At 41.9% G+C, this 24,128-nt stretch carries 20 protein-coding genes, 2 tRNA genes and 2 rRNA genes; 10 read left to right on the top strand and 14 right to left on the bottom strand.

Translation table 11 applies throughout. The features are described from left to right. Nucleotides 1-38: 38 nt before the first annotated feature. The 4 genes from ALE3EI_RS00115 (at nt 39) to rrf (ending at nt 3,837) form a co-directional block, all read left to right on the top strand. Nucleotides 39-115 (top strand) — tRNA-Ile (locus tag ALE3EI_RS00115). Between the two features lie 143 nt (nt 116-258). Beyond that, nucleotides 259-332: transfer RNA gene (locus ALE3EI_RS00110), tRNA-Ala, on the top strand. Between the two features lie 376 nt (nt 333-708). Next, a 23S ribosomal RNA gene (locus tag ALE3EI_RS00105) occupies nt 709-3,535 on the top strand. A 194-nt stretch (nt 3,536-3,729) separates the two neighbouring features. Next, a 5S ribosomal RNA gene (gene rrf / locus ALE3EI_RS00100) occupies nt 3,730-3,837 on the top strand. A 253-nt stretch (nt 3,838-4,090) separates the two neighbouring features. Here the strand turns inward: rrf and ALE3EI_RS13755 are convergent. Then, on the bottom strand, nt 4,091-4,216 hold the full coding sequence (locus ALE3EI_RS13755) for a hypothetical protein (protein WP_262891067.1): 126 nt from the start codon (nt 4,214-4,216) through the stop codon (nt 4,091-4,093). 478 nt (nt 4,217-4,694) lie between these two features. Between ALE3EI_RS13755 and ALE3EI_RS00095 the strand changes: the two genes are divergently transcribed. Then, nucleotides 4,695-6,044 (top strand): T9SS type A sorting domain-containing protein, encoded by a 1,350-nt coding sequence (locus ALE3EI_RS00095; protein WP_186989624.1) that lies wholly within the window; start codon nt 4,695-4,697, stop codon nt 6,042-6,044. Between the two features lie 4 nt (nt 6,045-6,048). On the opposite strand, the gene ALE3EI_RS00090 is transcribed toward ALE3EI_RS00095, so the two are convergent. The 9 genes from ALE3EI_RS00090 to ALE3EI_RS00050 form a co-directional block, all read right to left on the bottom strand. Continuing rightward, nucleotides 6,049-6,273, bottom strand: coding sequence for a DUF6095 family protein (locus ALE3EI_RS00090; protein ID WP_186989622.1), 225 nt, complete (start codon nt 6,271-6,273; stop codon nt 6,049-6,051). Next, nucleotides 6,257-7,081 (bottom strand): N-acetylmuramic acid 6-phosphate etherase, encoded by an 825-nt coding sequence (murQ, locus tag ALE3EI_RS00085; protein WP_186989620.1) that lies wholly within the window; start codon nt 7,079-7,081, stop codon nt 6,257-6,259. Before murQ ends, ALE3EI_RS00090 begins: the two co-directional genes overlap by 17 nt. A 105-nt stretch (nt 7,082-7,186) precedes the next feature. Further along, nucleotides 7,187-9,415: an NADP-dependent isocitrate dehydrogenase gene (locus ALE3EI_RS00080; RefSeq protein WP_186989618.1), complete on the bottom strand. Its 2,229-nt coding sequence runs from the start codon at nt 9,413-9,415 to the stop codon at nt 7,187-7,189. Nucleotides 9,416-10,056: 641 nt separating this feature from the next. Continuing rightward, the gene (gene rplS, locus ALE3EI_RS00075) at nt 10,057-10,407 is read right to left on the bottom strand and encodes a 50S ribosomal protein L19 (protein ID WP_186989616.1); all 351 of its coding nucleotides are present in this window, start codon (nt 10,405-10,407) and stop codon (nt 10,057-10,059) included. 301 nt (nt 10,408-10,708) lie between these two features. Further along, nucleotides 10,709-11,383 (bottom strand): tRNA (guanosine(37)-N1)-methyltransferase TrmD, encoded by a 675-nt coding sequence (gene trmD / locus ALE3EI_RS00070; protein ID WP_186989614.1) that lies wholly within the window; start codon nt 11,381-11,383, stop codon nt 10,709-10,711. Nucleotide 11,384: 1 nt separating this feature from the next. After that, nucleotides 11,385-11,879 carry a tetratricopeptide repeat protein gene (locus ALE3EI_RS00065; protein ID WP_186989611.1) on the bottom strand — a complete coding sequence of 165 codons (495 nt, stop codon included), beginning with the start codon at nt 11,877-11,879 and terminating at the stop codon, nt 11,385-11,387. 42 nt (nt 11,880-11,921) lie between these two features. Then, nucleotides 11,922-12,362: a GNAT family N-acetyltransferase gene (locus ALE3EI_RS00060; RefSeq protein WP_186989609.1), complete on the bottom strand. Its 441-nt coding sequence runs from the start codon at nt 12,360-12,362 to the stop codon at nt 11,922-11,924. A 223-nt stretch (nt 12,363-12,585) separates the two neighbouring features. Beyond that, a complete protein-coding gene (locus ALE3EI_RS00055) occupies nt 12,586-14,034 on the bottom strand; it encodes a glyceraldehyde-3-phosphate dehydrogenase (protein WP_186989607.1) in 1,449 nt (482 codons plus the stop codon). 179 nt (nt 14,035-14,213) lie between these two features. Next, on the bottom strand, nt 14,214-15,614 hold the full coding sequence (locus tag ALE3EI_RS00050; protein ID WP_186989605.1) for a trypsin-like peptidase domain-containing protein: 1,401 nt from the start codon (nt 15,612-15,614) through the stop codon (nt 14,214-14,216). A 132-nt stretch (nt 15,615-15,746) separates the two neighbouring features. Here ALE3EI_RS00050 and dapF point away from each other — a divergent pair, with 132 nt between their 5' ends. From dapF to ALE3EI_RS00025, 5 genes are all read left to right on the top strand, one after another. Further along, nucleotides 15,747-16,520: a diaminopimelate epimerase gene (gene dapF, locus ALE3EI_RS00045; RefSeq protein WP_186989603.1), complete on the top strand. Its 774-nt coding sequence runs from the start codon at nt 15,747-15,749 to the stop codon at nt 16,518-16,520. Beyond that, nucleotides 16,517-17,044: a GNAT family N-acetyltransferase gene (locus tag ALE3EI_RS00040; protein ID WP_186989602.1), complete on the top strand. Its 528-nt coding sequence runs from the start codon at nt 16,517-16,519 to the stop codon at nt 17,042-17,044. Before dapF ends, ALE3EI_RS00040 begins: the two co-directional genes overlap by 4 nt. A gap of 18 nt (nt 17,045-17,062) precedes the next feature. After that, nucleotides 17,063-18,106, top strand: coding sequence for an endolytic transglycosylase MltG (gene mltG / locus ALE3EI_RS00035; protein WP_186989600.1), 1,044 nt, complete (start codon nt 17,063-17,065; stop codon nt 18,104-18,106). Nucleotides 18,107-18,372: 266 nt separating this feature from the next. Then, entirely contained in the window at nt 18,373-19,017 is a 645-nt protein-coding gene (locus ALE3EI_RS00030; protein ID WP_186989598.1) for a peptidoglycan-binding protein LysM, read from the top strand. A gap of 266 nt (nt 19,018-19,283) precedes the next feature. Beyond that, nucleotides 19,284-19,937: a peptidoglycan-binding protein LysM gene (locus ALE3EI_RS00025; protein WP_186989596.1), complete on the top strand. Its 654-nt coding sequence runs from the start codon at nt 19,284-19,286 to the stop codon at nt 19,935-19,937. Between the two features lie 5 nt (nt 19,938-19,942). Here the strand turns inward: ALE3EI_RS00025 and ALE3EI_RS00020 are convergent, their stop codons facing one another. Genes ALE3EI_RS00020 through dnaA form a run of 4 tightly spaced genes read right to left on the bottom strand, consistent with a single transcriptional unit; the run spans nt 19,943 to nt 24,025 of the window. After that, complete coding sequence (locus tag ALE3EI_RS00020; protein WP_186989594.1) at nt 19,943-20,656, bottom strand: SAM-dependent methyltransferase; 714 nt, start codon at nt 20,654-20,656, stop codon at nt 19,943-19,945. Nucleotides 20,657-20,663: 7 nt separating this feature from the next. After that, nucleotides 20,664-22,046, bottom strand: a complete 1,383-nt coding sequence (locus ALE3EI_RS00015) for a PQQ-dependent sugar dehydrogenase (RefSeq protein WP_186989592.1) — start codon at nt 22,044-22,046, stop codon at nt 20,664-20,666. Between the two features lie 52 nt (nt 22,047-22,098). Beyond that, complete coding sequence (locus ALE3EI_RS00010; protein WP_186989590.1) at nt 22,099-22,551, bottom strand: low molecular weight protein-tyrosine-phosphatase; 453 nt, start codon at nt 22,549-22,551, stop codon at nt 22,099-22,101. 43 nt (nt 22,552-22,594) lie between these two features. After that, nucleotides 22,595-24,025: a chromosomal replication initiator protein DnaA gene (gene dnaA / locus ALE3EI_RS00005; protein ID WP_186989588.1), complete on the bottom strand. Its 1,431-nt coding sequence runs from the start codon at nt 24,023-24,025 to the stop codon at nt 22,595-22,597. Nucleotides 24,026-24,128: the final 103 nt, after the last annotated feature.

Raw genomic sequence — 24,128 nt, 5'->3', positions numbered from 1 at the left:
GGCTGGATACTTAATCGCTGGAGGCTTTTTTTTGAAACAGTCTCATAGCTCAGCTGGTTAGAGCGCTACACTGATAATGTAGAGGTCGGCAGTTCGAGTCTGCCTGAGACTACCACGCAGCAAAGCTGCCAGTACTTAGTAACTAGGCATTAGTTATTCGTGCGACGTTCATTGATTATTGAAAGGAAATTCTAGAAGTTGAGAGGTACTTAGTTGTGATACTAATTACTAACTACTATGTACTAACTACTAGTATATGGGGAATTAGCTCAGCTGGCTAGAGCGCCTGCCTTGCACGCAGGAGGTCATCGGTTCGACTCCGATATTCTCCACGATGAATGCTTTAATAAGCAGAATCGGAAAGAGAAAAACGTAGAAAGTTTACTTTTTGAGGTTTTTCGATTGAGATTCTTTTAGAGCATTCTCAAAATTGAAGTTTGAGGATGTTCCGCCAGGGGCGGAAACTCCGACACCGGAAATTTTGACAACCTATTTGATTTATGACCTTGGATAGTTTTTTAGCTGAAGCTACCAGGAGAGATCAGAAACGTTCATTGACATATTGGAATAAGAAATACGAGAAAAGCAAATAATAAAGTAAAAGATCAGTTTGCGGTCTCAGTACTTGGTTGGCAGTTTTACTGTTTACTGATACTGTGTACTGTATACTGAAAATATTGAATAACTCATTAAAGAGCAAAAAAGTACAATAAGCAAAGTAAGGGCGTATGGGGAATGCCTAGGCTCTCAGAGGCGATGAAGGACGTGATAAGCTGCGATAAGTTGCGGGGACGGGCACATACCGATTGATCCGCGAATTTCCGAATGGGGCAACCCAGCTATTTGAAGAATAGTTATCCATTTATGGAGGCGAACCCGGGGAACTGAAACATCTAAGTACCCGGAGGAAGAGAAAACAAAAGTGATTCCGTTAGTAGCGGCGAGCGAACGCGGATTAGCCCAAACCAGTGTTGTTACGGCAATACTGGGGTTGTAGGACTGCGACATTCTATGTGTAATGAATTAGAATCCTTTGGAAAGAGGAGCCAAAGAAGGTGATAGCCCTGTATAAGTAAAGATCATAATAGATAGCAGTATCCTGAGTAGTGCGGGGCACGTGAAACCCTGTATGAATCTGCCGGGACCATCCGGTAAGGCTAAATACTCCTGAGAGACCGATAGTGAACCAGTACCGTGAGGGAAAGGTGAAAAGAACCCTGAATAAGGGAGTGAAATAGAACCTGAAACCATACGCTTACAAGCGGTCGGAGCGCATTTATGTGTGACGGCGTGCCTTTTGCATAATGAGCCTACGAGTTACTGTTGCTAGCAAGGTTAATCCTTTAAGAGGTGGAGCCGTAGCGAAAGCGAGTCTGAATAGGGCGTTTTAGTTAGTAGTAGTAGACGCGAAACCGTGTGATCTACCCTTGGGCAGGTTGAAGCTGTGGTAACACATAGTGGAGGACCGAACCCGTTGACGTTGAAAAGTCTTGGGATGACCTGAGGGTAGGGGTGAAAGGCCAATCAAACTCGGAAATAGCTCGTACTCCCCGAAATGCATTTAGGTGCAGCGTTAGTTTAGTTTTATAGAGGTAGAGCTACTGATTGGATGCGGGGGCTTCACCGCCTACCAATTCCTGACAAACTCCGAATGCTATAAAATGTTGACTAGCAGTGAGGGCATGGGTGCTAAGGTCCATGTCCGAGAGGGAAAGAACCCAGACCATCAGCTAAGGTCCCCAAATGATAGTTAAGTTGAATAAACGAGGTTGGATTGCACAGACAGCTAGGATGTTGGCTTGGAAGCAGCCATTCATTTAAAGAGTGCGTAACAGCTCACTAGTCGAGCGATCCGGCATGGATAATAATCGGGCATAAACTATCTACCGAAGCTATGGGCCATTTATGGCGGTAGGGGAGCATTCTGTTTGCGTTGAAGGTGTACTGCGAGGTATGCTGGAGCGGATAGAAAAGAAAATGTAGGCATAAGTAACGATAATGCGGGCGAGAAACCCGCACACCGAAAGACTAAGGTTTCCTCAGCTATGCTAATCAGCTGAGGGTTAGTCGGGACCTAACGCGAACCCGAAAGGGGTAGTGGATGGCCAACAGGTTAATATTCCTGTACCTGCTCACGTTAAAAGTGACGGAGGCGAGAATTAGGTGCGTGCTGACGGAATAGCACGTTGAAGCCAGTGGTAACACGGCGATAGTACACTAAGGCTACGGCTGCGGTGATAATCCTAAAGGATCGACTTCCAAGAAAAGCGAGTGAAGCAGCCCGTACCCTAAACCGACACAGGTAGTTGGGATGAGAATTCTAAGGTGCTCGAGAGATTCATGGCTAAGGAACTAGGCAAAATCGACCCGTAACTTCGGGAGAAGGGTCGCCCTCATTAGATTGAGGGCCGCAGTGAAGAGGTCCAGGCGACTGTTTATCAAAAACACAGGGCTCTGCAAAATCGAAAGATGAAGTATAGGGCCTGACACCTGCCCGGTGCCGGAAGGTTAAGAGGAGATGTAAGCACTTGTGCGAAGCATTGAATTGAAGCCCCGGTAAACGGCGGCCGTAACTATAACGGTCCTAAGGTAGCGAAATTCCTTGTCGGGTAAGTTCCGACCTGCACGAATGGTGTAACGATCTGGACACTGTCTCAGCCATGAGCTCGGTGAAATTGTAGTATCGGTGAAGATGCCGGTTACCCGCTGTGGGACGAAAAGACCCCGTGAACCTTTACTATAGCTTAGTATTGACTTTGGATAAGTAATGTGTAGGATAGGTGGGAGACTTCGAAGCTGCGTCGCCAGGCGTGGTGGAGTCACTGTTGAAATACCACCCTTTACTTATTTGAAGCCTAACCCATGTATATGGGGACAGTGCTTGGTGGGTAGTTTGACTGGGGTGGTCGCCTCCAAAAGAGTAACGGAGGCTTCTAAAGGTTCCCTCAATACGGTTGGCAATCGTGTGTAGAGTGCAATGGCATAAGGGAGCTTGACTGAGAGACCTACAAGTCGATCAGGTACGAAAGTAGAGCATAGTGATCCGGTGGTTCCGCATGGAAGGGCCATCGCTCAAAGGATAAAAGGTACTCCGGGGATAACAGGCTGATCTCCCCCAAGAGCTCACATCGACGGGGGGGTTTGGCACCTCGATGTCGGCTCGTCACATCCTGGGGCTGGAGAAGGTCCCAAGGGTTGGGCTGTTCGCCCATTAAAGTGGCACGCGAGCTGGGTTCAGAACGTCGTGAGACAGTTCGGTCTCTATCTACAGTGGGCGCAAGAAATTTGAGTGGATCTGACTCTAGTACGAGAGGACCGAGTTGGACTGACCTCTGGTGTACCAGTTGTTCCGCCAGGAGCATTGCTGGGTAGCTACGTCGGGAAGGGATAAGCGCTGAAAGCATATAAGCGCGAAACCCACCACAAGATGAGATTTCTTTAAAGGGTCGTGGGAGACTACCACGTTGATAGGTCACAGGTGTAAGTGCAGTAATGTACGTAGCCGAGTGATACTAATAACCCGTATGCTTATGTACGCGCTTTCCTCCCCGCAAGGGGAGGAGGCAACTCTTTTTACCTGAGTATATTCACCTTCTATTAGTTATTTTTCCCTTATTTCTTTTTTCCGATATGTTAAGATATTTGCAGCCAAAGGCTGCAGTACTTAGGGGTTAGTACCCAGGAATTAGACAACTAATTACTAACGACTAACAACTAATTACTTACAACTAAGGTGGTTATAGCGACGGGGCTCACCTCTTACCATTCCGAACAGAGAAGTTAAGCCCGTTTGCGCCGATGGTACTACATTTGTGGAAGAGTAGGTCGCCGCCTTCTTTAAGTCCCGATTCTTTATAGAATCGGGACTTTTTTTATGGACTAAACGCAACGCCCACAAGTGGCGTGGTGGAAAAAGCAGGGATCTTGTACGTTAAATAAGTTACGAAATCCCTGCGTTTTCCGTTTCAATCTAATGAGCCACATTCTTATAAAGACTCAATTTAGCAATAGGTTGGGTCTTTTTTTTTGAACAAAATTTACCTTCCACAAATAGGTGGTAGAAAATCCCTGGGTTTTGTACTTTTTTAATCTACAAAACACCGGGATTTGCTGTTTCCATCGATAAAGCCGCCAGACCCTCTTTCAGTTGGGGGAAATCTTCTTTACCTCCAACGATGATAGCCATTTGGTCGTAGAGACGTTGATTTTTAGACACTGAAAACTACAACAATCAACAACTGCTTCAGAGCCATCTCACTTTGCCATACACAGGATGTTCCTTTTTTTTAGCACACAACACCCGCTGCCTTCGGGGGAGAAGAAATCTTCCCGTTGCAAACCACCAATATTTCGAAATGGAACCATCTTATGGGGATCTCCAAATGGGTTTTTCATAGGCCTACAATAAGGACAGCAGTGGCATCCTCTCCTTTGCTGCTCACAGCACAAGGAGAGATATAACGGATGGCCTGACTTTGCCTGTCAATGAATTAGAATAACTCTTAAAATTATTGGGCAAAGGATTGCCCAACGAAACCAGTAAACGAATCACTAATTCATTGCTGATTTTATTATGGAAACTTAGTGGATACCTTGTTATGGTCTTAGGCCGCGCACTTCCCGGAAATTTATTACTCTATCATATTAATAGATTTAAAATATTATCTATATTGGCGCAACTAAACAAACCAATTATGAAAATCATTACTTCTAAAATCATTCTATTTGCTCTTTTATTCATTTTTCTTTCCGGTAGCATAGCATATGCCCAAGACAGAATTGCAGTGATACAGTCCCCAAATGTAGTACTATTAGATCCTGCAAATGGTGCCATAGTCGATCCTTCATTTATCGATCTTACCCCGTTAAATCCGGGAACACCTAAGGGAATCATACAGGTGTTGGATGAGATCTGGATCTCCGATCAGATAAGAGACCGTATTGACCGTTTTGACCTGTCCGGTACCTATTTGAGCACTATTTCGGGAGGCCTGGACAATATTAAGGGGATGGCCGTTGTAAACGGAGAAGTTTGGGTGACCAATGCCGACAATGGTAATGGGGCTCCCGGGGATGCTATAGTACGGTTTGATCTTGACGGTAATAATCTTGGATCTTTTAGTACAGGTGATTCTACTTTCGATATCATAGATATAGGCGGCGGAGAAGTTTACCTTTCTTATATTAATGGTGGTTCCCGAATAGAACGTAGAGATTACAGCGGTGCTCTCTTAGGAAATGTGGTAAACAATAATGTAGTAAATTTTGTTCAGCAGATGGAAGTTGTTGATAATACGTCACTCTACGCGGCAGTTTTTAGTGTTGCAGGTGCAAATTCGTCGGGGCTTTATGAATTTGACAGGAATACCGGCGCAATTCTGAACTATTACGGTGCTCAGGGGAGTTTAAGAGGTGTGGCCATTCTGGATGATGATAATGTGCTTATATCCAATGGAGCCGGAATACATATACTCGATCCGGGAACCGGAAACGCGACCACAGTCGCTGCCGGAAGCAGTCAGTTTTTTGGTCGGGTGTCGCTTACACCTTGTACGCCTCCACCTACCCCAACCGGGGATGCGATGCAGTCTTTTCCTCCGGGGGCTACGCTAGCCGATATTGTAGTGTCTCCAAGCAGTGTCACCTGGTTCGCCACAGAGATGGATGCAATGAACGGTACCAATCCGTTGCCATTGTCAACTCCATTGGTTGATGGGACTACGTATTATGCCGTGAATATTGTAAATAACTGTTTGAGTAATTTCCTTGCCGTGACCGTTGAAATAATCCTATCTGTAGGAGATAATGAATTGGCGGTGTCTAGTGTTTATCCCAATCCTACTACTGGACTGGTAACCATTAGCAACTCACAGCAAATAGAACAGCTTACCGTATATACATTACTTGGACAGCAGGTGATGCAGCAAAAAGTGAATTCGAATAAGACAACCCTCGATGTTTCATCACTATCTGCAGCAATATATCTGATCCATATTGATCTTGGAGATCATCAACAAACGGTACGACTTATTAAACAGGATTAAGAGTTTAATAACCGAAAACGGCTTTCAGAATTATCTTTATTCCACTGAATAATAAAAATATGGTAATCCCCATAGCTATGATACCCAGCGGAAGGAAGATATACAAAGGAATGGTTTCCTTGTTGAGAAAAGAAAAGGTAAGGATATAGGTGGTAAGCACCACTAAAGGGATACAGATCGCTAATCGTTTGAGACCCTTTAGCAATAATGCCTTATTGGTGTGACTCATTTCTATAAGAATTAATGGCGTTTCGAACACTCTTGTGCTCGTTTAACAGTTGTTGAGCTTGCTCCCGGGAGATCTTTAATTCGTTCATCACCATAAGCGTGCCGCGGTCGACCAATTTATTATTACTCAATTGCATATCGACCATCTTATTGCCTTTAACACGATCCAACTGAATCATCGCAGCGGTAGAGATCATATTAAGGACCAGTTTTTGAGCAGTGCCGGCTTTCATTCGCGAACTGCCGGTGACAAACTCCGGACCTACGACAACTTCGATGGGATAGCTAGCGGTACTTGCCAAAGGGCTTCCTTCATTACAGGTAATACAACCGGTCACAATTCCGTTTTTGTTACATTGCTCCAACGCACCGATCACATAGGGCGTGGTGCCCGAAGCGGCGATACCAACGACCACATCTTTTTCCGAGATCTTATGCTCCTGAAGATCTTTCCAACCCTGATCGAGAGAATCTTCGGCAAACTCTACGGCTTTTCTGATCGCGGAATCACCACCCGCAATCAATCCTATTACCACATCATGAGACACTCCAAAGGTGGGCGGACACTCACTCGCATCGACGATTCCCAAACGACCGCTGGTTCCGGCTCCTATATAAAATAATCTTCCACCCGCTTTCAGTTGTTCTGAAACAACCTCCGTGAGGGCTTCAATTTGCGGTAGTGCTTTTTCAACGGCATAGGGTACCGATTTGTCTTCGGCATTTATATTCCGAAGCAGCTCGCTAACCGACATGTTTTCAAGTCCGTCGTACCTGGAATCTTCTTCGGTGGTTTTGGTAAAGGCCATATGCGAATTTACGATTTTTGAAATATTTGAGGATGTTAAAGTTCTTCGGGCCTAGAACAAAAAAGCCTTCGAAAATTGAAGGCTTTTTAAGGGTGAAAACTGTGATTACTTTATTGATGAAAGTATATTGTTAAGAGTCTTACTCGGTCTCATTTCGGCACTTACCAATGCTTCGTTAGGCCAATAGTAGCCTTCAATGGAAACCTTATGTCCTTGAGCCTGATTAAGCTCTTTCATGATCGTTGACTCCTCTTCCTGCATTTTCTTTGCTATCGGCGTAAAGCGATCTTTTAGGAGCGTATCCTTATCCTGTGCAGCAAGCGCTTCGGCCCAGTACATGGCAAGATAAAAATGACTTCCTCTGTTATCGATCTCGTTTACCTTTCGGGAGGGCCCTTTTTTATTTTCCAATAATTTTTCTGTGGCTTCATCGAGTGTTTCCGAAAGTACCAGGGCTTTATTGTTGTTATAGGTAAGACCTAAATGTTCCAATGAAACTGCCAGAGCAAGAAATTCTCCCAGCGAATCCCAGCGAAGATGGCCTTCTTTAACAAATTGCTGTACGTGTTTTGGTGCCGATCCTCCCGCGCCGGTTTCAAATAAACCACCACCGTTCATAAGCGGAACGATGGACAGCATTTTTGCGCTTGTACCCAATTCGAGTATGGGGAAAAGATCGGTTAAATAATCCCGTAGTACATTTCCTGTTACCGAAATGGTTTCCTTACCTTCTTTTACGCGCTGTAGTGTGTATTCGGTTGCTTTTTTAGGGCTAAGTATTTTAATTTCCAGTCCGTTGATATCGTGTTGCGTCAGGTATTGATTTACTTTTTTAATGATCTCTGCATCGTGAGCACGATCTTCGTCCAGCCAAAAAACAGCAGGACTACCCGTAGCTCTGGCTCTGGACACAGCCAACTTTACCCAATCCTGAACAGGCAGGTCCTTTACCTGGCACATACGCCAGATATCCCCTTTAGCGACCTTGTGAGTCATAATAATGTTGCCTTGATCATCGATCACCGAGACGGTTCCTTCTTCAGGGATCTCAAAAGTTTTGTCGTGTGAGCCGTATTCTTCTGCTTTTTGAGCCATTAGGCCCACGTTAGGAACGGTTCCCATGGTAGTAGGATCGAAGGCACCGTGTTTTTTACAGAAGTCGATCGTGGTTTGATATACATCAGCGTAACTGCTGTCCGGGATAACGGCCTTGGTGTCTTGAGTATTTCCGTCCTTGTCCCACATCTTACCCGAATTGCGGATCATTGCCGGCATAGAGGCATCGATGATCACATCGCTGGGGACATGAAGATTGGTAATGCCCTTATCGCTGTTCACCATGGCAAGGTCGGCATTGGAATTAAGTATGTTCGTGATATCGGTTGCTATCGCCGATCGCTCACCGGCAGGAAGTTCGTCCAGTTTTCCCTGAAGGTCTCCAAAGCCATTGTTGACATCGACACCCAACGCGTCGAAAGTCTTATGGTATTTTTTAAATAATTCTTCGAAATACACACGAACTGCATGCCCAAAGATAATAGGGTCACTTACCTTCATCATCGTGGCTTTCATATGTAATGAAAGCAAAACATCCTTGTTTTTGGCGTCATCAAATTCAGCTTGTAAGAAATTGAGCAACGCTTTTTTCTCCATGACCGAACCGTCTACGATCTCTCCTTTCAAAACCGGAACAGTCTCTTTTAGTACTAGCTCGTTTGATGCGTTATGATTGAGGACGATCTTCAGTGAGCCGTCATTTGCTATGGTCACAGATTTCTCGTTGTGTCGAAAATCGCCTTGAGACATAGTAGCTACATGAGTTTTGGAATCACTGCTCCAGGCCCCCATACTATGCGGATTCTTTTTGGCGTAATTCTTAACGGCTTTCGGTGCGCGACGGTCACTGTTTCCTTCACGTAATACAGGATTTACGGCGCTCCCTTTAATTTTATCGTAGGTAGCTTTAATTTTCTTTTCATCAGGGCTCTTAGGCTCCTCAGGATAGTCGGGTAGGGGATAGCCTTTTTTCTGAAGCTCGGATATGGCAGCGGTGAGCTGTGGAATTGATGCACTAATATTTGGAAGTTTAATGATATTGGCCTCCGGAGTTTTGGCCAAGGCTCCAAGTTCGGAAAGCGCGTCGTTTACTTTTTGCGATTCTGAAAGATATTCAGGAAAATTTGCAAGAATTCTGGCTGCGAGAGAGATGTCCCGGGTTTCGATCTTAATATTTGATGGTGCCGTGAACGCTTTAACAATGGGAAGCAGGGAGTGAGTTGCTAAATATGGAGCTTCGTCGGTTTTCGTGTAAATGATCTTGGCGGTTTTGGACATCAAAGTTGATTTTAAGACGTTATATGTAATTGTTCAGAATTTTTCTCAAATAGAGCTGCAAATATACGGATTTGAGGAAGGCAATAAAAGTTTCAGGGAAGCGGAGTGAAGAAGTTTATTTTTTTTTAAGATCAAATTAAACCGACACTGCTTTAAAGTTTTATGGAATAGAGCAGAAACTCTTATAAAACAAGAAAAGCCATATCACTGTACTGCTACATTGACATGGCTTCTTGTGAAACACATCGTTACCAACTAGTCTTTACGACTCGAAGCAAGTTTATTATACCCTTGCAGCTGTGATCTGTTTCAATGAGAAATGTTTTTATCGAACTAGCAACTAAAAGCTGCTCTATGTCTCAAAAAACAAACTCGAACTTTTTCCGATCTCAACCCTAACCATCGCGAGGATCGTTAGCATCTCAAACAATCTGAAAAAGTGTATAAAGAACGTTACTTTATTTTTGTCGCAATGATGGTGACATCATTTTGATATTGCTAATGTAATACAGAAATTGAAAAAAACAACTTTTCTAACGGTTTAAAAATTAACAACTTATGAACCGAGTTTATTAACATTAGTTCACAAAAAAAGCGGACCAGTATTGATCCGCTTTTTTGAGCTTATTTGGAATGAAATCCTAGCTTCTTTTTTCTCTAATTCTGGCTTTTTTACCAGTAAGACCTCTAAAGTAATAGATACGTTTTCTACGTACACTACCCGTTTTATTGATCTCGATTTTTTGCAAGGCAGGAAGGTTTACCGGGAAGATACGTTCCACACCAACTGTTCCCGACATTTTTCTAATGGTAAAGGTTTGAGATGCTCCGGTTCCTTTTACCTGGATCACTACACCTCTAAAGAACTGAGTTCTGGTTTTTTCTCCTTCACGAATCGAATAGTACACTGTGATCGTATCACCGGCGCTAAACTTCGGAAATTCTTTCTTCTCTACAAATTCGTCCTGAACAAATTTTATTAAGGATTCCATGTTATTTCTTATTAAAAGTTGTGCTTAAAACAACATTCACGGTGATCGCCAGAGGTTGGATTAAATCGGTTGCAAAAATAGTGAATTTCTACAATGCTGCAACGTTTTTACTTATTTTTTTTAGGGCGTTGCCGCGCAAAATATAGAAGTCTCTCAAAAGCCTTGAATGGCAGCGCGGCCGGGCTTTCGCTACTCGCTTCCTCCGTTGCTCCTTCAGGAGCGCAGGAGGAGAGCTCAAACACACCGCTCAACAAGCTCCCCTTGGCAGCTAAAGCTGCAGCGGTGAGTCCCTAACGCTGTCTTATTCCAACAGATCGGGTCGGCGTTTTTCAGTGTGCTTTTGGGCTTCATTTTCCCGCCATTCTTCAATTTTTGCAGTATTACCGCTTAACAGTATGTCCGGAACTTTCCAGCCCTTATAGTCGGCCGGACGGGTATAAATGGGCGGCGCCAACAAATCATCCTGAAAAGAGTCGGTTAAGGCGCTGGTTTCATTTCCCAATACACCCGGCAGTAAACGAATCACTGCATCACAAAGTACTGCAGCCGCAAGTTCACCACCGCTCAGTACAAAATCTCCAATCGAGATCTCCCTGGTGATAAAATGATCGCGTACCCGTTGATCCACTCCTTTATAATGACCGCAGAGTATGATAATATTCCCCTTCAGTGATAATTCATTGGCAATCCCTTGCGATAGTGTAGCGCCATCCGGGGTCATATAGATGATCTCGTCATATTCCCGTTCTAATTTTAGTTTCGAAATGCATTTGTCAATGGGTTCTATCATCATGACCATCCCGGCACCACCACCAAACTGATAATCGTCAATTTGCTTGTAATTGTTCGTAGAAAAGTCTCTTAGATTATGTGTGTGCACTTCAACCAAGCCTTTCTCAATGGCTCGTTTTAAAATGGAAGCTTCAAACGGACTTGCAAGTAATTCGGGTAGAACGGTAATAATGTCAATTCGCATCTTATAAGAGTTCTTTTTTCATCTTACAGCGATCTATAGAACCTTTGGCACGCTCCAGAACCGATTTATCCAAAGTATTGAGCGCTGCCTTTCGGTAATGTTCAATGGCTTCATCCAGTTTACCCTGTTGCTCGTACATGATGGCATATTCGTTATAAATCGTCGATTTTGTGATTCCGGGGATATTGATAGCCTGATCCAATAACTCTTTTAATTCGTCATACTTTCCAAGCGTAGATAACAATATAGAATAGTTATAGTACACGGCAGGATACATCGGACTCTTCTCAAGACATAACTTATACAGTGTTTCTCCTTTTTCGTATTCCTTGAATTTCACTTCATACAAATAGCCAAGATGATTGTAGGCCTTTCCGAAGTTAGAATCTATATCCAGTATCTTTTCAAGTTTGTTCGTCGCCTCGTCATAACGTCCTTCTTTAATATCCAGATTAGCCTGATCCAGAAGCTCTTCAAGTTTGGTAAGATGATCCATAAAAAATGGTTTAAGTTGTAAAATTAATTCAATTAACCCAATTTATATCTCCCAGGTATAATGAAATTTATGAATATCTTTTTTCCAACCCAGACGCTCGTATAAATGCTGTGCCGGATTGTCAACTTCGGTTTCCAGAGTTAGCCCTTTACTTCCTTCTGTAATCGCGAAAGTTTTGGCAGCCTCCAATAGGGCTTCTCCAACCCCACGATTTCGCGCATTTTCGGAGACATAAAGATCATTTAAAATAAAGGTGCGTTGCATCGATACCGAGGAGAAAGAAGGGTAAAGCTGTGTAAATCCGAGTCCGTTGCCATCGTCATCCAGTGCGATAAAGATCACAGAGTCTTCATTTTTAAAGCGCTGTGATAAGAATGCCTTGGCGGCCTCAAGACTTGATGCCTGCTTATAAAAAACCCTGTAGGCGTTAAACAATGGAGTCAATTCATCAATTTGGTGGGAAGAAGCTCTTACAATTTTCATAAAATAAAATTACAACTTTATTCCAATGATGCTATAGGTTTTCCATTCTTAAGAATTTCTCATTAAATGACAACATTTATCCCTTTTGTTCTCTGGTGTAATAATTGCTGTGAGAAGAAAAATTTTTCGATCAGAGATAATCGATCATAAAAAAAAGCCCATCATACCGATGAGCTTTTCAGTTTAACCTTATAATGAGTTTTCGGAATACCTTCCGAAGCTACTAATAGTAGGTATAGCGTCTTACCTTAGAGATATACTTCGCCAATCTGATCACCTGATGACTGTAACCGTATTCGTTATCATACCATACATAAAGCACTACATTCTTACCGTCATTAGCAACTATGGTTGCATTACTGTCATATATAGAAGGTGCCGAAGACCCTACGATATCGCTGGAAACCAATTCATTGTTTAAGGAATATTTGATCTGCTCCACAAGATCACCTTCCAGAGCATATTTCTTCATCACCGCATTGATTCCGTCTTTCGAAGTCTTTGCCTGAAGTTCAAGCTTTAAGATCGCCAAAGAACCGTTAGGAACAGGAACCCGTATCGCATTGGACGTTAGTTTTCCTTCGAAGGATGGAAGTGCCTTTGAAACGGCGCTACCGGCACCGGTTTCTGTGATAACCATGTTTAAGGCAGCTGCACGTCCACGACGGTATTTCTTGTGCATATTGTCCACAAGATTCTGATCGTTTGTATAGGCATGAATCGTTTCCAAATGACCTTGTACCACACCAAAAGAATCTTCAACAGCCTTTAGTACCGGCGTAATTGCATTGGTGGTACAGGATGCAGCCGAAAAGATATCAACTGTATTTGGATCGTGCTCTCCATGATTCACCCCGTGAACGATGTTTGGAACATTTTTTCCCGGAGCGGTAAGTAAGACCTTTGCAACGCCTTTTGCTTTTAAATGACGTGCCAAAGCGACGTCATCTCTAAAGGCTCCGGTATTATCAATTACAAGCGCATCTTCGATGCCGTATTGAGTATAATCAATCTCCTCGGGAGCGTTTGCTGAAATGATATGAACCGTTGTTCCGTTAATGATGAGTGCCTGATTTTCAAGGTCGATGTTTACTGTTCCCGGAAAATCACCATGAACTGAGTCGTATTGTAATAGAGAAGCACGTTTTTCCAGAATAGTTTGATCTATTGCGCCACGTGTAACTATCGCACGAAGACGCATTTGGTTTCCTTGTCCGGTTCGTGTCATTAGCTCTCTAGCCAATAATCGTCCAATCCGTCCAAAACCGTATAACACTACGTCTTTAGGGGTAATGTTCTTTTTCTCTTTGGCATCCTTTAATTTATCACTTACAAATGCGATCGCATCTTCATAGCGGTTGTCTTCTAGGTGATATTCGTAAGTAAGTTTACCAATGTCGAGTTTTGCAGGTGGAAGATCCAGTGTTTTGATCGCCTGAGCAATTTCTACAGAATCGAAGATGGAAATTGGTTTCTGAACAAATTCCCCGGCATACTCGTGCAGATTTAGGATCTCGCTCACATTGCGGTCAATAAGCTGGTTTCTGAACAATACCAACTCAATAGATTTATCATACCAAAGGTCACTGATAATCTTAATAAATTCTACGGAAGCCTTACGGCGATCGGTTTGAAAAGACAGTTCTTTTTCATAAACGTCATCAAAACTCATAGTGGTGTTTTTTAGGGTCCTCCTTAAGATGAGGAATTAGTTTTAAATTTTGCTGCAAAAATAATTATTATAAATGTCTTGGTGAAGCAAATTTGTAAAAATAAATACCCCTCTAAAAATATGATTTTAAGAGGGGTATCTTCTTCAGATTTAAACCAACAAACCGAAAGAGAGCAGTTCTAATTTCTAAAAATAATGGTATTTAATTCACCGTTTCGGTTTACGAAGGTCATTTCAACATCTTCGTTATAGGCACGATTCGACATGACCTGTTTTACATCGTCTATATTTTTTATGGCAGTTCCGTTGATCTTGGTAATGATGATTCCGCTGAGATCATATCTGGAACGCTCTTTTCTTAAGGATTCGGTGACCAAAACGCCATTGGAGAGGCCTCTTCTTCGCAATTCGGCATTGGTCGCGTTCTTGACTTCTATTCCCAGTTCTTCAATTTGATAGATCTCCAGCTTTACAAGGGTAACGGGAATCGTTTTTACTTTACCGCTACGCAGCACGGTAACATCTACTACATCATTAGGACGTTTCGATCCCAGATAGCCGGCCAGGTCTGAAAATTTACCTACTTTATATCCGTCAAGTTGCTTTATGATATCACCTTCCTTAATTCCGCTTTCGGCAGCACCGCTACCGGGTTCGATTCCGGCAACATATACTCCTTCGGTTTCACTGATCCCAAATTGTTTTGCATTTTGAGAATTAAGGGTAGACCCCTGGATTCCCAGAATCCCGCGTTGAACATTACCGTACTCCATAATGTCTTCGATCACTTTTCTCGCATTGTTGGACGGCACGGCAAAGCTATACCCTACATACGACCCGGTTTCGGAGGTAATAGCTGTATTTATACCAACCAGTTCTCCTCTAATATTTACTAAGGCACCCCCGCTGTTTCCACGATTTACAGCAGCATCGGTTTGAATAAAGGACTGCGGATTGCGATCAAATTCATTCAAATCCCGGGCCTTGGCACTTACTATCCCTGCAGTAACCGTAGAGGTAAGGTTAAAAGGATTTCCAACAGCAAGCACCCATTCTCCTATTTTCAGTTCGTTAGAGTCACCAAAAGTGACATACGGAAGATCTTGTTTTGCGTCGATCTTTATCAGGGCTATATCGGTTTTGGGATCGGTACCGATAAGTTCGGCCTTATATGTTTTATTGTTGTTAAGCGTAACTTCAAGTTGGGCTGCATTGGCGATCACGTGATTGTTGGTAATAATATATCCGTCGGGATTAATAATAACACCACTACCGCTTCCTACCATAGCACGGGCTTGTCCGCCACCGTAAAAATATTCCATCATATTTGTGGGCTGCCTGCTAATGGTGGTATTGGTGACGTGAACAACAGCGTGTACCGTTTTCTCGGCAGCCTCTGTAAAGTCTATATTAAATGGTGTACTTGATAAATTACTGGTATAATTGGCAGGAATAAAGGAAGGATCCTGTGAAGCCTCAGAAATAACGATCTCATTTTTGTCTTCCAGGAGCTTGTACCCACCCAGAGTCAATGCACCGGCAACCAGCGCTACTAAAAATAATCTTAGGGTCTGTTTCATGTTCTTTCTTTTTTAGTATTAACTTTTAAACAATTATAAGACGAAAATATTTTTGTAATATTTCAGTTTTAACGACTATTTAACACCAGCAAAACATAGTTTTGGGGTGTTGGTTTTTATACCTTTGCCACCATGCAACTTCAGTTTTACAAATATCAGGGCACCGGCAATGACTTCGTCATGATTGATAACCGTCGTGGAGAATTCCCCAAAAATAATACCAAATTCGTATCGAGGTTGTGCGACCGAAAATTTGGCATAGGTGCAGACGGACTTATCCTGCTCGAGGATAGTGAAACTGCCAATTTTTCAATGATCTATTACAATGCCGACGGAAATCCCGGGTCTATGTGTGGAAACGGCGCACGTTGTATCACGCATTTCGCCCGTTTTTTAGGCATTATTGAAGCCAAAGCCAAATTTGAAGCTGTAGACGGTGTTCATCACGCCACTATCGAAGGCGATGTAATTTCGCTTAAGATGCAGGACGTAAATAATATTGAGGTTTATAATCATTATTGTTATCTCAATACCGGTTCTCCTCATCATGTTGCCATGGTTACAGGATTGCAGGAATATGATGTTTTTAACGAAGGACGGTCCCTTCGGAATTCTCTGTACGGAACGGAAGGCGCTAATATTAATTTTGTTGAAGCAATATCTGAAGATACCGTGAACGTTAGAACCTACGAACGAGGTGTTGAAGATGAAACCCTTTCCTGTGGAACAGGGGTTACCGCAGTGGCGTTAGCACTGGCTGAAACAGGTATGACCACCGGAAATGAAGTAAGCCTGCAGACACCTGGCGGTGTTTTAAAAGTTAGTTATAAAAAAACGACAGAGGGATATGAAGACATTTTTCTAATAGGCCCCGCAACCATGGTTTTTAAAGGAGAGTGGGAATGAAAGGACTTTTAGGAGAACATATTTTTCTGCGTGCGTTGGAACCTTCGGACCTTGAATTTCTTTACGATCTGGAAAACGATATGTCTGTTTGGGAAGTTAGTAATACCACAACACCCTATTCCAAATTTGTTCTAAAACAATATCTCGAAAATGCACACCGTGATATTTTTGAAGTTAAGCAACTCCGATTAGTTATCTGTAAAAAAGAAGACTCGAACGCGGTAGGTTTTATCGATCTTTTCGATTTTGAACCTAAACACAAACGGGTAGGGGTTGGGATCGTAATATTCCGGGAAACAGACCAGCAAAAAGGATTTGCTTCAGAAGCGCTTCAATTGGTAAAAGATTATGCGTTGAGACATTTAGCCCTTCATCAGCTCTATGCCAATATAACAGAGGACAATGAACGGAGTATTCGCCTTTTTCAGAAATTGGGATTTACTGAGAGCGGAATAAAAAAAGATTGGATCTATTCAGAAGGAAAATTTAAGAACGAACATATTTTTCAGTTACTTTTAAACTAACATTATTACCTAAAGCGTATGTATATCAAAAAAATAATCGTTGCGATCCTGCTGCTCGGACTGGTAGTAATGGGCGGATTCGCCATGTATGTCTACAACACTTTTTTTTCAGAAAATACCGCATTCAATAACAAGGAAGCACATGTTTATATTCCTACTAATGCTGATTTTTCAAAAGTAATTGAAGAACTGAGACCTTTGCTCGACAATATAGAATCTTTTGCTAAAACTGCCGAAAAGAAAGGGTACGTGAGTAACATAAAGCCGGGACATTTTATAATACAAAAGGGGATGAATAATAATGAGCTAATAAATACCCTTCGCAGCCGTAACATCCCTATTAACATAAAGTTTAATAATCAGGAGCGATTGGAAGATCTTGCCGGTCGAATTTCGCAGCATATAGAAGCCGATAGTGTTTCCCTTATAAGAGCAATGCGGGATAGCATCTTTTTAAGGGATGCCAATCTAACCCAAGAGACCGCTTTGGGGATGTATGTTCCTAATACGTACGAACTGTATTGGAATACCGATGCTGAAGCGTTCAGAGATAGGATGAAGACCGAATACGAACGTTTTTGGAACGAAAACAGAACCAAAAAAGCAAAAGAACTCGGACTCAGCAGAGCCCAGGTTATTTCTTTAGCAGCTATAGTTCAAAAAGAAACGGCTAAAATAGACGAGCGTCCGCGGGTTGCAGGGGTGTACATGAATAGGATAAACAAGGGAATGTTGCTTCAGGCAGACCCAACCGTGATCTATGCCAAAAAGCTCACTGAAAATGATTTCGATCAAGTGATCAAAAGAGTATTGTATGTGGATCTGGAAATTGATTCACCGTACAATACTTACAAATACGCAGGAGTACCTCCCGGTCCCATTGCCATGCCCGATATCTCCTCTATTGACGCCGTGTTAAACTACGAAAAACACGATTATTTTTATTTTGTGGCCGATGTTACAAATTTCGGGTACCATAAGTTCGCAAAAACCCTGGCACAGCATAATCGCAACAAGGCGGAGTACGTGCGCTGGGTGAATGAGAATGGGGTGAATCGATAGTCTTACTCCTGTTAAACCTTTCTAAAATAAGGGGTTAAAGTCTGTTAACACCTGCTCCACTGCTTATTGTTTTCTTATTTTTATTAATGAAATCTCGTAAAGAGATTTTTTTAGTGCTAAGATCTTTGAAATAACGTAATTGACAATCATAAGACCTTTTGGCAAGCGTGAATTTGCTGGCTACTTGTTCGTGTTTGTTTTAAGACTATTTCCTGTAAGCACGAGGCTTACAGGCAATAATTATAATTCTTAAAAATAAATAAAACATGGTAAAAAGTTTTATGAAATTGTCTGTGCTGCTAATAACCTTGGTGCTGCTTTGTGCAGCGGGAACCACTTCGAAAGGAGAAACTTTTAGCAGTTCTATATTTATTTCAGAAATTGCAGGTGAACTTGCCTATGTTCCCTACGATTTTGAAGTAAATATGAATCCCCAACAGAATATTCCTTTTGTTGGGACGTCGTATCTTGGTTTTTGTGAAGACCTCGGCTTTTCCGAAAGCAGTGGTAATTACAAGGCTGTTAATCGACTTGGTTATGCAGGCAAATATCAGTTTGGACGATCTGCCCTTCAATGGGTTGGAGTTACCAATAGAAGTCAGTTTTTAAATTCCCCTTTGTTACAGGAAAAAGCTTTTGAAGCTTTAATTTCCAAAAACAAGTGGGTTTTAAAGGACTATATTGATAAATTCCACGGCCAAATAATCAATGGTATTAGCATAACCGAATCCGGCTTAATCGCCGCAGCCCATTTGGGAGGTGCAGGAAACGTAATGAAGTTTCTTGAATCTAATGGGCAAGACGTGTTTGCTGACGCAAATAACGTTCCCATAACAAAGTACATGAAAGTCTTTGCAGGTTATGATATATCATCCATACTCCCAGATAACAATGCCAGAGCGACATTATAATTATTGAAAAAGTCAGGTCGACAAGCCTGGCTTTTTTCATGTTTTGTTGTTAATAATTCGGTTCATACTAAGTGCGTATAGAATTAAAACTAAAGGGTTTGGGAAGTATCTTTAGAAGTGCAAAAAAAAACCATTAGCTAAAGTTTAGTATAGCTTTAGAAGTTCTTTAACATTTATTAACATGCTGATAATCAAATTTGTAAAATAAACCGTATCTTTGCGCGCTGAAAACTAGGTGAGGAAATTCTCACTTTAATTTTTAAAAAATGAAAAGCAAACTATTACGCATTAGTTTAATTGTGATTGTAGCAGTATTAGTGACTACGGGTTTTTCTTTTGGAAAGAAAAAAGCCCCGTCTCACTTTTCTACTAGTGGATTAGAGCTTTATTTTCATGTTCCTAATGAAGATGAGGTAGCTCTCACTATGCTTGACCCGAATCCTAATTATAATTTATTTTTAGGAAAATCTTATGTTGGATTTAAAGAAGCTTTAGGTTTTAAAGAATCCCGTGGAGATTACTCTACCATTAACCAGTTTGGTTATTTAGGTAAATACCAGTTTGCCAGAACTACACTTCAAATGATCGGAATATACAATCCCGATAGCTTTTTGAAGGATTCAAAATTACAGGAAGCTGCATTTTCTGCTTATACGTCTCGAAACAAATGGATTCTTAGAAAAGACATTAAACGATATAATGGAAAATACATCAATGGTGTAAAGGTTACTGAATCAGGTATTTTGGCCGCTGCACATTTGGCGGGAGCAGGAAATGTGAAGAAATACCTTCGAAGTGGAGGAGCACAGGGATTTAGTGATGCCTTTGGTACTTCTATTCGATATTATTTAAAGAAATTCTCGGGATACGATACTTCACACATTTTGCCTAATAAAAAGGCAAAAGCAAAGGTGATGTAAAAGGATTATTTCTGAATTACAAACAAGGTGGGTCTCTTATGGAGGTCCACCTTTATTTTTTTCCAATGTTCTACTGTTGTCGTTTTAATGTATTCTGAAGGCAAAGTTATATCACAAGCCACACAAAGCCGGGTATCCTTGTGTAGGGAAACCAACAGACTTTCTAACATCTGATTGTTTCGGTAGGGTGTTTCTATAAACAGTTGCGATTGGTCTCGCTCATATGAAAGCCTTTCAAGTCGTTTCAACTCGGCTTTTCGTTCTTTCTTATCAATGGGAAGATAACCGTTAAATGCAAAATTTTGTCCGTTAAACCCACTTGCCATCATCGCCATTAGAATAGAGGAGGGTCCCACCAGTGGAACCACTTTAATTCCGTTCGCATGCGCTTCTTTTACCACCGCTGCTCCGGGATCGGCAATACCCGGGCAACCGGCATCACTTATCACGCCCACATCAATTCCTTCAAAACAAGGAGATAACATTTGAGGAATTTCACCTTCGTTGGTAAATTTATTGATCAGCTGAAATTGCAGATCAGGTTGTGACTTTCTGGGAACGATACTTTTTATAAATTGTCTCGCATTTTTCTCGTGCTCCACAATATAGTGGTCGATATGTTCCACAGCCTTTTTAACCAACAGCGGCAATACTTCTAAAGGCGGAGTATCACCTAGAGTGCAAGGGATTAAATATAAGTTGCCTTTTTGGGGTTTCATATTCAGTTTAGCGGATCACTAGTTTCTTTACGGTGGTATATCCATTGGTGTCGATCACCTTAATCAAATACAATCCCGGACGCATTGCGTTGACCGAAACATTTTTTTGTGACGTATTTATATTTTCTTCCGAAGCAATAGTACTCCCTTTAAGATCCGTGATCGTAATTGATGAAATGGTGCTTTCTTCCAGCAATAAGGTGATATATTCTGAAGCAGGATTAGGAAAAATAGCAAGGTTGGAGAGTATATTATCCTCATATCCAATCAGCGAATTGTCTTCCATTTTATAGATGGTACCTCCCAGATCTACAATATACATTTCTCCAGCCAAATCTTCCCCAAAGGCCACCCAACTTCCACCAAAAGATCCGTGATTTATAAGATTTCCTGAAGTACCTACAGTATAGATGTTACCACTACATACATCGGCTGCGTAATAAATGCCTTGTATAAGTGGATACTGACTTCCCCTGTATACATATCCACCCGTTATTGAGCAGTTTCCACTTCCTGAAGAAGAAGAGTATTCTGCAATGGGAAATGTAAGATCTCCCACAGGTGGACATCCTGCGGTATTGAAGGGTGCCGATCCTTCATAGCAACGCCATCCGTAGTTTAGACCGGCTTCGGTCCCCGAAGCTTTATCTATCTCTTCAACATCACCCTGACCCACATCACCAATCCAGATATCCCCGGTGTCACGATCGAAAGAAAAACGCCACGGATTTCGCAGTCCGTATGCCCAAATTTCTTCCGCATTAACAGTACTACCTGAAAATGGGTTATCAGTCGGGATACCGTAATTATTACCTCCCGACGGATTGTCAACATCCAGGCGAAGCATTTTGCCTAGTAGAATTGTCGTATTTTGTGCTCTGTTGCCGGGATCGCCGCCGCTACCTCCGTCCCCTGAAGAAATATACAAATAGCCATCGGGTCCAAATTGAAGACCACCTCCATTATGATTTGGAAACGGTTGGGTATATTCTATAATCGTCAGTTCCGAACCGGGAAGGGCAATGTCCGGATTACCCGGATCCACAGAATATCGTGCAACTCTGGTATCTCCGTTGGTTTTAGTATAATTTACATAGAAAAATCCGTTGGTATCATAATCGGGGTGGAAGGCAAGTCCTAACAATCCCTGCTCACTTCCATTTGAAACCAAAGTAGAGATGTTTAAAAATGGGGTGGTATTCGTTGTTCCGTTCGAATTCAGGATTTTGATTCGTCCACCCTGTTCTACCACAAAGAGACGGTCGTCACCGGCATGCTTCAGGTCGACCGGACTGCTAAAGCCCGTTGCAAACGTGATTAGCGCAGGCTCTTGCGAATGGATTGTAATAGCATACCCCAAAAACAGGAGAATAGTAAAGATATTTTTCATAACATTTTTTTTAAGATACACTAAGTTAGCTAAAAGCCTTCAATAATAAAAGTTAAAGCCGTTTAGCAATAGAAGTACAGGCTTTATCCAGCATATCATAGACTTGATCGAATCCGTTTTCTCCACCGTAATAAGGATCCGGGACATCTACATTTTCGTTGGGAAAGATCTCTTCCATGATGAGACGAACCTTCTTTCTTTGATCTTCTGAAACAGCTAAATCGAGTACATTCTTCTTATTTGAGTTGTCCATTACGAAGATATGATCGAACTCATCAAAGTCGGATGCCGTAAAATGTCTTCCGCGCTGATTAGAAATATCGAGTCCGTTCTTTTTAGCTACGGCAATACTTCGTGGATCGGGCTGTTCACCAACATGCCAACTCCCGGTACCTGCTGAGGTAACATACACCTTAGCAGTATCTACTTTAGATTTCAGGATTCCTTCTGCCAAAGGAGAGCGGCAGATATTGCCAAGACAAACCATTAAAACTTTTGTTTTCATAGTTGGAAATTAACGAAAAAAATGTGAAAAAAGGAACTGTGCTTTACAGCGTCAGTTTTTTGTTGAGGTCTTCTACGTATTTTCGGAATTGCTTATCTGTACTGGATAAGTTATCTACTGTTTTACAGGCGTGAAGTACCGTGGCGTGATCGCGCTGTCCAATTTGAGACCCAATGGAAGCCAGAGAGGCTTTAGTGAATTTTTTAGCAAAGAACATTGCCAATTGCCTGGCCTGAACAATATGACGTTTTCTTGTTTTAGACTGAAGTGTATCCACATCCATCTGAAAATATTCGCTTACTACTTTCTGGATATAATCTATAGAAACTTCTCGCTTGGTGTGTTTTACATAATTATCGACGATCTTTTTAGCGAGGTCGATAGTGATCTCTCGTTTATTAAAAGACGAGTGAGCGATTAGCGAAATAATGGCACCTTCCAGTTCGCGAATATTGGTTTTTATATTATTTGCCAGAAATTCGACAATATCTTCGGGCATTTCCACACCGTCACGGTATAATTTATTCTGAATTATGGCTACCCGTGTATCGTAATCGGGGTGATTTAATTCGGCCGAAAGCCCCCATTTAAACCTTGACAACAGGCGTTGTTCAATGTCGATCATATCCACCGGAGCCTTGTCACTCGTTAAAATGACTTGTTTTCCGTTTTGGTGAAGGTGATTGAAGATGTGAAAGAATACATCCTGTGTACCGGCTTTTCCGGATAGTAATTGAATATCATCCACGATCAACACATCGATGATCTGATAAAAGTGTATGAAGTCGTTACGGTTGTTCTTCTTAACCGATTCGATATATTGTTGAGTAAATTTTTCGGCTGAAATATAGAGAACCGTTTTTTCCGGATACTTGTCCTTGATCTCAACACCAATAGCGTGAGCAAGATGCGTTTTACCCAATCCAACACCACCAAATACCAATAAGGGATTAAACGAAGTGCCTCCTGGTTTATTGGCTACAGCCATCCCTGCCGAACGGGCCAAGCGATTGGATTCCCCTTCCAGAAAATTGTCGAAATTATAATTGGGATTGAGTTGCGATTCTATCTTAACATTTCGGATCCCCGGAATTACAAAAGGATTCTTTAATTCGGGACTCTTATTCTTCAAAGGTACATCGACCTCTTGGGAAGCCTGTGAGTTACTTCTGTTTGAACTTGGGATCTTTTCAGTAAAGGGTTGTTTGTTGCCATAGGTGTTTTCCATTTTGATCACATAGACCAATTTGGCTTTTGACCCCAATTCTTTGGTTAAGGCAACTTTTAATAACTTTACATAATGCTCCTCTAACCATTCATAAAAAAACTTGCTGGGAACCTGTATACTAAGAGCGTTATCAGCAAGTTTTACGGCTTTTATAGGTTCGAACCAGGTTTTGTACGCTTGTGAAGTGATATTATCTTCAATAAAGGACAAACAATTGTTCCAAACCGATTCCGCAGTTTTGCTCATAGTTGAGGTTGAAGTTTTAGTTAGTTAAAAAGGCGCAGATAAGAAGTGAGAAAAGGAATTCCTCTAACATTATCTTAACATTGCAAATATGTGAACAAAAAAA

The organism is Constantimarinum furrinae (genome assembly GCF_014295415.1).
Classification (GTDB): Bacteria; Bacteroidota; Bacteroidia; order Flavobacteriales; family Flavobacteriaceae; genus Constantimarinum; species Constantimarinum furrinae.
Note: the sequence above shows the minus strand (reverse complement) of the source record. Positions and strands in the feature narration are given on the sequence as shown.